Below are 14,082 nucleotides of genomic sequence, written 5' to 3' on the forward strand. Positions count from 1 at the left end.
TTATTTAGTAGAATAATAAAATGAATGCACAACATATGGTATAGTTTAGCCTATTTTGAAATGATTTCAAAATGCCAAAATCCTTGATTTTAATGTTTTTCTGTCGAATAGCTTCTTCTTTCTCTTTCTCACGTATCATCGGCTTTTTTTCAGCTGATCCAACCATATTTTCCCTTGACATTGGGTAAAAACGGTTTTTCCATAAAAGAAGCCCGCTGATTGCAGGCAATTGAAAAGGTCTTTGACAGGGATTATGTCTAAAGACCTATTTCACATTCAACTGAAGGGTGACCCTTGTTTATTGTTCAGCAATGGTTTCCGCTTTTTCCGACAGATAAGTCCATCGTTCCAGCAGTGCGTCCATTTGTTGTGACAGTGCCAGTTTTTCTGCGGTGGCAGTTTCGAGAAACTGAAAATCGGTGGCTTTTTCCAGCATGGCTTCTTCAAGTGAACTGATGGTTTTTTCAAGGGTTGCAATGCGTTCTTCGATGGTGTCATACTCCTGTTGTTCTTTATAGGTGAATTTAAGGGGGCGTTCTGCCTGGCTTCTTTTCAGTGGCTGGTCTGGTGTATCAGCTCTTTTTTCAGTTCTTTCAGTATCTGCTGCCTTTGCTGCGTCACCCCGTTCCTTTTCTCTGGAACGTTGTTCTTTCAGCCATTCGCTGCATGAAAGGCCTGTTTCTGTCACACTGCCATCGGATCCAAAAACGATGAGCCGATCTGCCAGGCGGTCCATCAAATATCGGTCATGAGAGGCAATGACAACCGTTCCGGGAAACTGGTCAATATAGTCTTCCAGCACAGCCAACGTGACCACATCAAGGTCGTTGGTGGGTTCATCCAACAGCAGGAGGTTGGGTTCTTCCATCAGGCGCCTTAACAGCAACAGGCGACGTTTTTCGCCGCCGGAAAGGGAACCCACTGTGGTCCACTGTTTTTCAGGGGAAAACAGGAATCGTTCCAGCATTTGAGAAGCTGTGATTCGCTGGTTTTGGTTGAGGGTAATCACTTCCCGACCTTCCCGCATGTACTCCAATACTCTTTGCTGGGCATTTAACTCCTGGTTTTCCTGACGAAAAAAGGCCAGACGCACGGTTTCTCCCCGTTCCACAGTTCCTTTTACAGGCTCCAGCTCTCCTGCCATCAGTTTCATCAGAGTGCTTTTGCCGCTGCCGTTGGGGCCTGCCAGTCCCACAATTTCTCCGGGCTTCAGCAACAGGTTAAAGTTCTGGATCACCGGCGGTTGTCCTTCGTAGGCAACACTCACCTGTTTCAGTTCCATGACTTTTTTGCCCAGCCGATGAGTTAACACCGGCAAATCCAGGTTGGTTTCCTGATTTTTTACCAGTGATTCTTCTAAATGATCAAAGCGCTGAATGCGGGCTTTTTGCTTGGTGGTGCGGGCTCTGGCTCCCCGGCGAATCCACGCCAGTTCCTGTTTGAAAAGGGTTTGCAGCCTTCGCTGGGTGGCTGCCTCTTTGGCCATGCGTTCTTCTTTCTGTGTCAGGTATTCACTGTAGCTGCCGCTGTAAAGGGTCAGTGTGCCGTCTTCCAGTTCTCCGATCTGATTCACCACCCGGTCAAGGAAATAGCGGTCATGGGTGACCATCACCAGCGCGCCTTTGCGTTGCTGAAGATAGGTTTCCAGCCATTCGATCATTTCCAGGTCGAGATGGTTGGTGGGTTCATCCAAAATCAGCAGGCTGGCAGGTCGAATGAGTGCTCCTGCCAGGGCAATGCGCCGCCGCTGGCCGCCGGAAAGGGTCTCCACCCGGGCATGTACATTTGGGAGCCCCAAACGGGTAAGAATCATTCGAGCCTGGGTTTCCATATCCCACGCATTCTGACTATCCATTTGCTGCTGCAGTTCCAGCAAGCGCTGCTGCAATTGGGGTTCATCCGGTTTTTCCTGAAGGCGGTTCAGTGTTTGCTGGTACGCCAGCACCAGACGGCACTGTTGGTCACCACCCTGAAAGGCGGCCTCCAACACGGTGAGTTCAGGTGAAAGCTGCGGGTCTTGATCCACCATTTGACATTGGGTGTCGGGGTGAAAGGCAACCTCTCCCGATTCAGGGGTCAGCTCACCTGCCAAAATGCGCAACAGTGTGGTTTTTCCGGTACCATTTATACCGATGAGCCCCAGACGGGTATCATCGGTAATATGAAGGGTAACGTCTTTCAGCAGCAGCTTGATGCCGTAGTGATGGGTCACTTGGTGTAAGGTAATTTGGTTCATCGCTATTCCTCTTCCAGTATGATCTGCATTTGTTTTTCCAATAGTACTGCAGGCAGCCCCCGCTGAAGGAGTTGCTGATGTAAAATATGTTTCATCATTTCTCTGGGTGCCAACCCCGAAGCGGAAGTCATCAGGTGAATACGGGTTGTGGACGTATGTTTCTCCCGCTCATTGGTGACGGAGAGCAACCGAAGGGCCTGCCTGACGGTGCCCTCATTGCCGTCCACCAATTGGGTACCACTACCAACTGCCTGCTGCCATTGGGGTCGAATAAGCACATAGTGGGTACACCCCAACACCAGCCGGTGTATCGGGGTTTGTGCCACAGGTGCCAGAAGCTCAGCCAGCTTTTCATCCACCTGACGGGAACCTGGCCCTGCATTTTCAATGACTTCCACCAGCCCGGGGCAGGGTAAGGGAATAATGTCGTGAAAGCCCTGGTTTTGCTGGAGCAATGCTGAGAATTTTTTTTCTTTCAGTGTCAGCGGCGTGGCCGCCACAACGATTCGCAACGGTGTTTCACCCAGTACCGCCGGTTTCAGTGCCGGCTCCATACCCACCACGGGAATGGGCAGAAGCTGCCGCAATTCTTCCACCGCTGCACTGGTGGCCGTATTGCAGGCAATCACCAATAGCCGAATGTGTCGCTGTAACAGTTTTTCAGCCACTTCCAACACCCGTTTTTGCACCAGATCACGGCTTTTTTCGCCATAAGGAGCAAAGCAGGTGTCAGCATAATAATGAAATTCATCGCCAGGGTGAATTTTGGTCAGGTCTGCCAGCACGCTCAGCCCGCCCAGACCGGAATCAAAAATACCGATTCCCTGTTCCCCGGATTTGACGGCTGTCATCGACGTTCCAGCTCCTCTTTCAGTGTTTCAGACCCGGGTTTGCCCAGCAGCGCAAACATGTTAGCCTTGTAAGCTTCCACCCCTGGCTGGTTGAAAGGGTTCACTCCCAGCAAATAACCACTGACGGCGCAAGCCTTCATGAAGAAGTAAAACAGATGGCCTGTCCAATAGGCACTTTTTTTAGGAATGGTGATTTTCAGCACGGGAACGCCGCCGTCCATATGGGCCATGGCGGTTCCTTCCATGGCTTTGTGGTTCACCAGTGAAACCGGTTTGCCTGCCAGGTATCCCAGCCCGTCATCGTCTTCTCCCGTATCGGGGATGAGAAGTTCCTGACCATTGTCTGCCACCAGTACCATGGTTTCGAAAAGAATACGCTGACCGTCCTGCACATATTGCCCCATGGAGTGGAGGTCGGTGGTCATTTGCAGGGATGCGGGGAAAATTCCCATATGATCTTTTCCTTCGCTCTCACCGAAGAGTTGTTTCCACCACTCTCCCAGGTATTGAAAAGCCGGGTCAAAGGTGGCAAGAATTTCAGTGGTTTTGCCTTTTCGATGCAAGATATTTCGAATGGCGGCATAACGATAGCAGGCATTGTCCAGAATCGGCTGGTCAAGATAAAGGGCCTGAGCTTCCCTTGCTCCCCGTATCATGGCTTCAATATCAATGCCTGCGGCGGCAATGGGAAGCAGCCCCACGGGTGTTAACACTGAATAACGGCCACCGATATCGTCTGGAATCACAAAGGTTTCATACCCTTCTTTGTCTGCCAGATTCTTCAATGCTCCCCTGGCGGCATCAGTGGTTACCACGATGCGTTCCTTTGCTCCGCTTTTTCCGTATTTTCGTTCCATCATTTCCTTGATGAGTCGAAAAGCAATAGCTGGCTCTGTGGTGGTGCCAGACTTGGAAATCACATTGACAGCCACTTGTTTGTTTTCCAGGTATGCCAGCAGTTCTGTCATATATTCACCATTTAAATGATGACCGGCGTAGTGAACTTCCATTCCCTTTAAAGTTCCAAAGGTGGGGGTGAGCATTTCGATGGCGGCCCGGGCTCCCAGATAGGACCCTCCGATGCCGATGACCACCAGCACATCCGCCAGGCCCTGCAGGTGCTCAGCCACTTTTTGAATCTGTTTTAACTCGGTGGTTTCCAACTGGGCCGGCCAGTCCAGCCAACCCAGAAATTCACTTCCCGGCCCGTCTTTTTCATCCAGCATTCGGTCGACTGCCTCCAACTGGGCTTTCAGGTCTTCCAGCTCATGTTGCCGAAGAAGACTGCCGGCCATGCCATCATCAAAAATCAATTGATCCATGAAGCTCCCTCCTGTTTCACTGATTCTGTCTTATGCCTCCACCCGATTTTCCAATGTGCCGATTCCTTCAATGGTGCAGGTTACCACATCTCCCGCCTTCAGATAACGGGGAGGATCAAAGCCCATTCCCACACCCGCAGGGGTTCCGGTGGCAATGAGATCGCCCGGTTTCAGTGTGAACCCTCGCGACAGGTCACTGATAACATAGGACAGATTAAAGATAAACTGGCGGGTATTGGAAGATTGCCGGATTTCACCATTAACGGCACAGCTGAGATCCAGTTCCGGCGGATCATTAAAGAGGCTGCGGTGCACCAGTGCCGGCCCCATGGCTGTATAGGTGTCAAGGCTTTTCCCTCTGATCCATTGGGTATGTCGCTGTTGTAAATCACGGGCAGTGACATCGTTCATGATGGTGTATCCAAAGATATGTTCAAAGGCCTTCTCTGCAGGAATATTGGTGCCACCCTTGCCAATGACTGCCACCAGTTCCACCTCATAGTCAATGGCATTGGTAATCCCTTCATGGCGCTTTAGGATAGCTCCCGGACCCACAATTTCTGTTGCCATTTTACCGAAGTACACAGGCGCCTCCGGCACCTGCCGTTGTTTTCCAAAGCTGTCTTTCAGCTCAGTGGCATGATCCTGATAATTCAAGCCAAGGCAAATGACATTTCGTACCGGATGGGGGATGGGGGCCAGCAACTGCGCGTCTTGCAGGGATATCTGACCTTCTCCCGGATTTTCCTGGGCAAGCTTCAGCCGGTCATTGAGATGGTCGTCCTGCAACAAGATGAGATCAAGCACTGATGCCGGGGCTTCGTCTCCCAGTACAGCTGTGAGGGGCAGGGCTGATTGACCGTCATTGACCAGCAATGCCGGCAACTCTTTTTCCTGATGATAAATGGTGATCAGCTTCATAAATATGGCCTCCTTTGATTGTCTTAAGTGCAGTACCAAATGTCATTGTGTCACAGATTGCTCATTGAATGTTCAGTTGCACCGGCAGGAAAACAGGTTCCTTAATGAATCCCCAGAATCAGGCTGGCCATGTTGAAGTATACAATCAGCGCCATGGCATCCACAATGGTGGTGATCAGCGGCCCCGCCATAATAGCCGGATCCACTTTCATTTTTTTGGCAATAATGGGCATCAGACCGCCAAAGATCTTTGCCATAACCACTGTGAGGGACAGGGTGAAAGATACTGTCACCGCTACCAGAATTGAGGATTCAACAATGAGAAGCATGCGGGCAAAATTAATGAGTCCCAGCATCAAACCCACCAATAGGCTGATACGGAATTCTTTCCACAGCACCTGCAAATAGTCCTCCAGTTCAATTTCACCCAGCGCAATGCCCCGAATGACCAGTGTGGACGACTGATTGCCTGCATTTCCGGCGGTATCCATGAGCATGGGAATGGCTGCGGCCAATACCACCACTGCCTGCAACACATCTTCAAACCGGCTGATGATGCTGCCGGTGAAGGTGGCAGAGATCATGAGGATCAGGAGCCAGGGCAGACGCTTCTTTGCCATGGTAAGAATACTGGCGTCCAGATACTCTTCGTCGCCAGGCAACAGCGCTGCCATTTTCTCGAAGTCTTCGGTGTTTTCCTGTTCAATAACGTCTACGATATCGTCAATGGTGATGATTCCCACCAAACGTCCTTCCTGATCAACAACAGGGAGGGTCATCAAATCATACTTCTTAAAAAGATCGGCCACTTCTTCCTGGTCGTCCCAGGTGGATGTGTTAATCAGATCTTCATCCATCAGATCTTCAATCAGCATATGTGCTTCTGCCAACACCAGTTTGCGAAGAGAAACGATTCCTTCCAGCCTTCTGGTTTCATTCAGCACGTAGCAGGTATAAATGGTTTCTTTGTCAACACCGGTGGTGCGGATATGCTGAAGGGCTTCAGACACAGTCATTTCTTTCTTCAGGTCAATGTACTCAATGGTCATCAGACTGCCGGCCGAGTATTCGGGATAGTTGAGGAACTGGTTGATCAGCTTACGCTCTTCCTCTGTCACGTTTTTCAGGATGCGTTTCACCACATTGGCCGGCATTTCTTCCAGAAAGTCAATCTTATCGTCAAAGTTAAGTTCTTCGACAATGTTCTTCAGTTGCTTTTCATGGAGTGCATCCACAATACTCAGCTGCTCAGATGTGGATAGATAGGAAAACACCTCTGCTGCCAGATCTTTGGGTAGCAGCCGAAAAATAATAATGGTGCTTTCAGGTGCTTCTTCACTCATTTCTTCCATTGCTTCGGCGATATCCACCGGTTTCGTGTCCACCAGCAGCTCCCTCAACTGGGAAAAATGCTTTTCTTCCATGAGCCGCATCATTTCTTCGTACAACATTGTCATTTCTTCATTCATGGGGTCACCTCACATTTCTTCAGGTGACACCCCGCCTGGGAGGACGGGCGTCTTCCTGACTGAGTTTTTCAATGGTGCGCTTCGTACTGTGCGTATCAGGTCCTGAATCCATCCGTTTCCACCTCCCTTAAAGTACCTTCACTTGCTTTTCAAAATGTCTGTCTCAACAAACAGTTGATGACAGACATGATTGATGGGGTTCTGTGTGTTGAAATCGTCATTTCTAAAAATTGATCACATCACGGCGCATGTTCACATTCAGCACCAAGCCAATGGCAATGAAATTGGTCAGCATAAAGGTACCGCCATGGCTGATGAAGGGCAGGGGCTTTCCTGTAACAGGAAACAACCCAATGGTCATACCCACGTTGATGATAATGTGAAAGGCAAGCATGAAAACCACTCCAATCACTAAATACATACCAAAGTGGTCTTTCGCATTGACCGCAATTTGGATACATTTGACCAGGAGTACAAAGAACAACAGCAACAATACCGCCGCCCCGATAAAGCCCAGCTCTTCAGCGATGACTGAGAAAATGAAATCTGTATGCCGTTCCGGTAAAAACCCGTATTGGCTCTGGGTTCCCTTGTATAATCCCTGTCCCCGCATCATGCCTGCTCCCACCGCTCGCTTGGACTGGATGATCTGATATCCGTCACCCATGGGATCCATTTCAGGATTTAAAAAAATTAAGATACGCGTCTTTTGGTAACCTTCCAGAAAATGCCAAAAGACCGGAAGGCTGATAAGCCCCATTCCCATGGCTCCAAACAGGTAACGGTACTGCAACCCTGCCATGAATAAAATCCCCACGGTAAATGCCAATATGATGACGGTGGTGCCCAAGTCTGGCTGCATCATGATGAGTCCCATGGGCAGTGCCATAAAGAGACCAATTTTGATCAACACGCCGGGACTGTCGAGAAAGTCCCGGTGATCGTCAGCAATTTTGGCCAGACAGATGATCAGGCCGATTTTGACGAAATCTGCGGGTTGGAAGCCATACCCCCCAATTCGAATCCAGCGGTTGGCACCCCAGTCTTCTGCACCGGTACCAGCCACCAGCACCAGCACCAGCAGCAGGTTACTTACCACATAGATGGGTGTTGCCAGTCGTTTCAAGGTTTTGTAATTAATGGTGATGGTAACGGCCATGGCAGCCAGTCCCACCAGAATGGAACGCAGCTGGCTCTTAATGAAGGCCGCCGAGCCCAACCGGTGATTCAGCGTGGCACTTGAAATGGCCACCATCCCATAGGTGCACAGTAATAAGACCAGGATGATAAGACCAAAATCAATTTTTTTGACAAGCTTCATATCTGGTTTCATTTTTTCAACTCCTGCATCTTCTTGTGCATGCTTTCCAACTCTGTGCCTGCATACAGTGTAACGCAGTTTTACCCGTTTGGCAATCCGTTGAAAAAGACATCACAGCGCCCGACAACGGCTGCATAACAAAGGCGCAGCTGTTCTGCTGCGCCGGATGATTCAAAGTAATTTATTCACTTAATCCCAAACGATTTTCCATAAAAGCCACATTCATGGCACCTTCCACCCGGTGCTTCACCAGTCCGTCCTCATCAATGAACACGCTGGTGGGTGTTGCCCGGACACGGTATTCCACAGCGGCAAAGTTGTCATTGGTATCAAAAAGAACAGGAAACGTGTAGCTGTTTTCTTCCATATAGGCTTCAACAGCCTGTTGAGAATCTCTGATGTTAATGGAAAGAATCAGTATGTTTTTATCTTCGTGCGCTTCTTGAAAAGCCTGAATTTCTTTCTTTTCCATGACGCAGGGCGGGCAACCCATGTGCCAGAAGTTCAAGACCACCTGATTCCCTCGAAGGTCTTCCAGGCACACCTGGTTGCCTTCCAGATCATAGAGGGTGAAGTCGGGGGCACGATTCCCCTGAAAGATACCCACCGGCGGTTCGTTGGCTTCAGTTGCTTCCGATGCTTCCGTTACTTCAGGTTCTTCTATTACCGCTTCCTCTTTTTCTGCAGGTTCAACCGTCACCGGTGGCGATTCAGGAGTCGCCGGGCTGCACGCCTGCAGTACCGCCATGCCTATCAACAACACCACCAACAGCAAAATGCCTTTTTTCATTACGCTTCACTCCTTTTCAAATGGCTTTGGTGTTCAGACCATTACAGTCCAATGGTCTGAAGCCAAATGGTAATGTCTGTCATTTTGTCAAAAAAGATTCCCAGCCCCAGAAGAATGAGCAGGAACCCGCCGGCCTTGCTGATCCCCGCCAGCACCCGGTCAAATCGGGAAATGAAACCATAAAAGTATTTGAGGAATACTGCTGTGAGAATAAAGGGTATTCCCAGTCCAAGAGAATAGAAACCCAGCAGCATGACGCCCTGCAACATGGTCTCAGACATGCCTGCATATAAGAGAATGCCTGCCAACACCGAGCCGATACAGGGTGTCCATCCTGCTGCAAAGGCCAATCCCATGAGAAAAGCACTGAAGGATCCCCCTCCTGCCTTTGGCAGTGGCAGGCGGAATGTTTTGCCCAATTGATCCAGAGGAATTACACCCAGAAGGTATAAGCCAAAAAAGACAATGAAGACACCGGCAATCCGGTTGAGATAGTGCACATACTGGTAAAGAAACTGGCCCATTGCACTTGCAGTCGCTCCCAGAGCAATAAAAATCAAAGAAAAGCCCAGCACAAAAAATAATGACCGGATTACCATCAACCGCGTATTGGGCTCACTACCCTCCACTTCATCAATCCCGGAACTGATATAGCCAATATACCCGGGAACCAATGGTAAAATGCAGGGAGACAGAAAAGAAATACCGCCGGCTGCCAGTGCAACCATCCAAGAAACGTCTGGCATGTAATCACTCCTTCTTCGTTTCCTCTCCCGTAGGGGGAGGGGTTATGTTCTGAAAACAAACCTCTGCACCGGAGGGGTTCAGAGGCTCCTGACATTCATTTCAACAATCATCATGAATCATAGCAATTGAGCACAGATCATGGCGGAATAACGATTAGGCAATGGCACTGACTGAATTGGTCCATTTCCCACAACGATCTCCCCAGCGAGCCACAATGTGTCCATCCAGTTTGACTTCAATCACTTCGCAGTGATTGGGGCAATCTTCACATTCAAACGTTGCAGGGACAAACTCCAGATCAGCAGCCTGGAATCCCCTGAATTTAGTGGCATTTCCGCTGATCTTCACTTCATTGCGGGCCAAAATGGCTGAACCCACAGCTCCCATGATATTGTAGTGCTCAGGTACCATCACTTGATGATTAATTTCTTTTTCAAATGCAGCAATGATTCCCTTGTTGGCAGCAACACCACCCTGAAAAACAAAAGGCGGTTCCAGTTTTTTGCCCCTGCCCAGGTTATTGATATAGTTGCGTACCAGGGCTTCACACAGTCCTTTGATAATTTCTGCTTTTGAGAATCCAAATTGCTGCTTGGCAATCATGTCTGATTCGGCAAAAACAGTGCAGCGCCCTGCAATACGAACATCCCGGTCGGCTGAAAGGGCTTTGTCTCCAAAGTCTTCAATGGGGATGCCCAGCCGCTCTGCCTGATGATCCAGAAATGAACCGGTGCCCGCTGCACAAACAGTGTTCATGGCAAAATCGGTTACCATCTGGTTTTCCACTACGATGATTTTGGAATCCTGCCCACCAATTTCAAAAATGGTACGTACATCCGGAACAAATTGAATGGTGGCCGTTGCATGGGCAGTTATTTCATTTTTAATGACATCTGCACCAAGCATCACACCCACCAGCTGACGACCGCTGCCGGTGGTTCCGACACCCTTAATCACACCATCATCAGGAAATTGTCGCTGCAATGTCTTGAGCCCTGCCTTGACAGTTTCAAGGGGCTGTCCATTCGTTCGGATGTACTGGCTTGAAATCACATTCACAGCTTCGTCCACCACCACAATGTTGGTGCTGACGGAGCCCACATCTACACCCATATAAAGCTCTCGCAACTGTTTCATCCTCCTATGGTCATTGATTCAATAATGTTTTTGTAAGGGTTATCCTGTGGGTGACACCTGCTGTGTCACCGACTCTGCGACACGATTCCTGCTCAGCTTCTTTTCTTGATGCTTTCCTCTCACCAAATCAAGGAATGCCTCCACCCTGGTCTGATTATTGGCTATTCCCGTCTGTTCATCCAGCGATATCGTAAGCACGGGAATCTCATAGTCTTCATTAATTTTGGGAATAATACTCTGAGAAACCAGCTCAGGAAGGCATCCAAAGGGCATCAGGTGAACAACGCCGTCAAATCCCCGCTGGCTGTAGTCTATGATTTGTCCCACATTCTGCTTGGCATGCCCGCCAATTTGAATCGGCAGGTATCCATCACTTTTTTGAAGGATTTTCTTTTCGTGTGACCAGTTCATCCATTTGGGCAGCATATTGTAGGTGACCCATTGAGATAAGTACTGAGATCGTTCCACTTCAGCTCCCAGACTGTTCAGCAGCTGTTCCATCTTCATATTGATGGAGTCTTCCATTACCACGTAGATCTCACCCACAATGCCGATTCTAATGCGATCTTCTTTGTCTACCTGTTTCAAATGAATGGCTGAAATCATCTCTTGGCCCTGGTTATAGGCTTCCCTCAGTGCCTTTTTTGTATATGCCTGATCAAACAATTTCTGAATCTGTTCCCAGACCCTGGTGGTCTCCCCCCGATTCACTTCGTAAGCCCGTATTCGCTGCACCTGTTTTTCCAAATGATCCAGTTTTCCGATCATGTCGTACACCAGCCAAAGCGCGTGGATTACCCGATGTATAGGCGTCTGACCCTTTAAGCGCTTCACATTTTCCATAAAGGTTTTTCGATTTCGAAACATGGAATCAAAGACAATAAAATCTACCTGGTGACCCTCTGTCTCCAGAATTCGCTGGTGAACCCGTTCGTAAAAACCCGCCCGACAGGGGCCGTGACCACCAGAAGTAACGATCACTTCTGCTCCCCGTTGAATTGCCTCGAAATAGCTGCCCATGATGACTTTTAATGGAAAGCAGGCAAACTCAGGGCTGTATTTAACACCAAGATTAATGGTATGCTGGGTGGGTTTCGGCGGCATAATCACTTCATGCCCCAGCATTTCCAGCAGTTTTTTGTAGACCACCGTGGTCCCCATGTAAGGAAATGATACTTTCATGCCTACGCACCTCTTTGAGCGTTCATTTGTTTCTTAAGCCTCAGCATATCGACAAAAGCTTCAATGCGTGTTTGTAAATGATTTTCTCCAGAGTGTTCATCAATGCGAACAGTCATGAAGGGTTTTTGAAACTTGACTGAATCCAGCTCAAGCAGTTTACCCAGCATGGAATCAGGGCCGCAGCCAAAGGCTGTGACATGAATCAGTCCGTCAATTTCGGGTTTTTCAAAAAAATGATACCCTGCTGCAAACAATTTATCACTGAACGTCCAAAACATGGTTTTGGGCATTCCTGTCAACTGCTGTCTCAAGGCTCGTTCCGGGACCATTTCGAAGGTTTCCACACGAACACCCATTTCCCGCAGACGGCTGAGGATATCCAGACTGATCATAGAGTCGTAAAGATTGTACACATAGCCAAGCACTCCCAGGGTTATTTCCTGCTGATGCCCAGCATCCACCGTTTCCTTTTCAATGATGTTCCCCTGCGTTTTATTTAATGCCATTGTCATTGCTTCAGGCACTTCATAACCCTTCAGGCTCCAGCGTCTGAAGTCCAGCCACACTGCTTCGGCTTTTCGAAGCGCCCGTCGGCTGTCACTTCGGCTGACTCCCAGTTTTTCTTCCATTATCTGGTACTGTTTCACAGAAGTTGCCAAATCATCTGTTGAACTCTCCACCGATGGAATCAATAATCGGCTTGCCAAATGGGGAAATGAATGGCGCACCATGTCAGGCAGTCCCATGAACTTGGGGCAGAAAAACTGACCTTTTTGAATGGAAACAAACCGGGGAATAAATAGCCAGTCTGCGCCCCTTTCTGCCAGCGACAGCACATGTCCCAGATATACCTTGATAGGAACGCAGATCTCCGGCACAGAGGCTTTTACGCCCAGATCCATAATGGCCTTGTTGGTTGATGCTGAAACCATCACCTCAAACCCCAGTTCTTCAAAATAGGTTTTCCAGAATGGAAAGTAATAATGGTATAATAGTGCCTTTGGAATACCAACCTTCATAGCCGCAACCTCCTGTCATGCTCACCGCTTTAAAACGGTTTCAATCCATTATAACGCTTTCCCGATTTTCTGCCAATCACAAGTTTTATACCCCGTCAGCTTCCAATAATATCAGGATAAACATCCCTACATCAGAATGACTTCGGTGCTATATTGCCGTTGTCAGCTACGCATTTCTTTTATCAAAACACCGGCCAGTGCCCTGCTTTTAAGCAGCAGCGCTGCCAGCTCCTGCCAGGTGTCTGAGTCTTGAAATTCCCGGGACTGACGTTTGATCATGCGTCGTGCCAACTGTTCATCTTTCTGCAGGTCTTTTTCAATTTGGCGCAGCTGTTTGCATTCAATCTTGAAAATCCGGGCTGCCATACGGTTCCGCCGCCACTGGGGCAGCTGGAACAGCCAACGGGAACTTTGCCATGTTGCTGCTCCTGCGGCAAGGGTAATCAGCAGTCCTGGAATGATGGACCGACGGCGGCTTTTGCCGGGACTGAGGGCATGAAGGCCGCTGATGATTCCTCTGGGTGTCAGGCCACTGTGACCGGCTTCTGCCACCATCAGCAGCGGAACAGCCAATCCCGCCGTCCCTGCAACTGCCTGATGCATGACCCGGTTTCCCAGTGCAGGCTTTTCGTCTGCCGGCAAATAACCTGCAGTCTCTTCAATGCTTCTGCGCACTTGTTCAACATGTTCCTGGCGAATGGACAGCCATCTGGCAACGCGCATAAAGAATGCCGTTTCTTCATCACCTTCATAATGATCGGCCATCATGATCCGATAAAGGTCTTCCAGCAACGTAAAGCGAAGCAGATTATGCTCCTGTTCATCCGGCGTGTCAAGAATCAGCCTGCACAGCTCTTCGCCAGATGTATCAGGCGAGATGATGAACTCAAGAACAGCATGGCGGTCACGATCTTTAAGATTGATGCCACTCAAAGCCCGATAAAATGCGACGATTTGAGCCGATTCTGGCCGCGGCTCTGCCAGTAGCATCAGCCCCAGAAGTTTTCCGTAAGCCATCCTGATTTCCTGCGGCATTGCACCCGGTTCCCGATGTTGTTTTTTTTTCATTTATATTCCCTCGTTTCCG

At 49.1% G+C, this 14,082-nt stretch carries 12 protein-coding genes; all 12 read right to left on the minus strand.

Annotation, left to right across the window (positions count from 1 at the left end; all coding sequences use genetic code 11):
• Nucleotides 1-298 precede the first annotated feature (298 nt).
• Nucleotides 299-2,236: an ABC-F family ATP-binding cassette domain-containing protein gene (locus QOL74_RS02385; protein ID WP_283407825.1), complete on the minus strand. Its 1,938-nt coding sequence runs from the start codon at nucleotides 2,234-2,236 to the stop codon at nucleotides 299-301.
• 2 nt (nucleotides 2,237-2,238) lie between these two features.
• Nucleotides 2,239-3,087 (minus strand): glutamate racemase, encoded by an 849-nt coding sequence (murI, locus tag QOL74_RS02390; RefSeq protein WP_283407826.1) that lies wholly within the window; start codon nucleotides 3,085-3,087, stop codon nucleotides 2,239-2,241.
• Nucleotides 3,084-4,409: a glucose-6-phosphate isomerase gene (locus QOL74_RS02395; protein ID WP_283407827.1), complete on the minus strand. Its 1,326-nt coding sequence runs from the start codon at nucleotides 4,407-4,409 to the stop codon at nucleotides 3,084-3,086. Before QOL74_RS02395 ends, murI begins: the two co-directional genes overlap by 4 nt.
• A 30-nt stretch (nucleotides 4,410-4,439) precedes the next feature.
• Nucleotides 4,440-5,330, minus strand: a complete 891-nt coding sequence (locus QOL74_RS02400; RefSeq protein WP_283407828.1) for a fumarylacetoacetate hydrolase family protein — start codon at nucleotides 5,328-5,330, stop codon at nucleotides 4,440-4,442.
• A gap of 101 nt (nucleotides 5,331-5,431) precedes the next feature.
• Nucleotides 5,432-6,799: a magnesium transporter gene (gene mgtE, locus QOL74_RS02405; protein ID WP_283407829.1), complete on the minus strand. Its 1,368-nt coding sequence runs from the start codon at nucleotides 6,797-6,799 to the stop codon at nucleotides 5,432-5,434.
• Nucleotides 6,800-7,022: 223 nt separating this feature from the next.
• Complete coding sequence (gene rodA / locus QOL74_RS02410; protein WP_283407830.1) at nucleotides 7,023-8,132, minus strand: rod shape-determining protein RodA; 1,110 nt, start codon at nucleotides 8,130-8,132, stop codon at nucleotides 7,023-7,025.
• A 169-nt stretch (nucleotides 8,133-8,301) separates the two neighbouring features.
• Nucleotides 8,302-8,910, minus strand: a complete 609-nt coding sequence (locus QOL74_RS02415) for a peroxiredoxin family protein (RefSeq protein ID WP_283407831.1) — start codon at nucleotides 8,908-8,910, stop codon at nucleotides 8,302-8,304.
• Nucleotides 8,911-8,951: 41 nt separating this feature from the next.
• Nucleotides 8,952-9,656, minus strand: coding sequence for a cytochrome c biogenesis CcdA family protein (locus tag QOL74_RS02420; RefSeq protein WP_283407832.1), 705 nt, complete (start codon nucleotides 9,654-9,656; stop codon nucleotides 8,952-8,954).
• 154 nt (nucleotides 9,657-9,810) lie between these two features.
• Nucleotides 9,811-10,794, minus strand: a complete 984-nt coding sequence (locus QOL74_RS02425) for an acyl-CoA dehydratase activase (protein WP_283407833.1) — start codon at nucleotides 10,792-10,794, stop codon at nucleotides 9,811-9,813.
• A gap of 39 nt (nucleotides 10,795-10,833) precedes the next feature.
• Nucleotides 10,834-11,976: a 2-hydroxyacyl-CoA dehydratase gene (locus QOL74_RS02430; RefSeq protein ID WP_283407834.1), complete on the minus strand. Its 1,143-nt coding sequence runs from the start codon at nucleotides 11,974-11,976 to the stop codon at nucleotides 10,834-10,836.
• 2 nt (nucleotides 11,977-11,978) lie between these two features.
• Nucleotides 11,979-12,995, minus strand: coding sequence for an acyl-CoA dehydratase activase-related protein (locus QOL74_RS02435; protein WP_283407835.1), 1,017 nt, complete (start codon nucleotides 12,993-12,995; stop codon nucleotides 11,979-11,981).
• Nucleotides 12,996-13,157: 162 nt separating this feature from the next.
• Nucleotides 13,158-14,063 carry a tellurite resistance TerB family protein gene (locus QOL74_RS02440; protein WP_283407836.1) on the minus strand — a complete coding sequence of 302 codons (906 nt, stop codon included), beginning with the start codon at nucleotides 14,061-14,063 and terminating at the stop codon, nucleotides 13,158-13,160.
• Nucleotides 14,064-14,082 lie beyond the last annotated feature (19 nt).

This window comes from Anoxynatronum buryatiense (genome assembly GCF_900182905.1).
Taxonomy (GTDB): Bacteria; Bacillota; Clostridia; order Peptostreptococcales; family Tindalliaceae; genus Anoxynatronum; species Anoxynatronum buryatiense.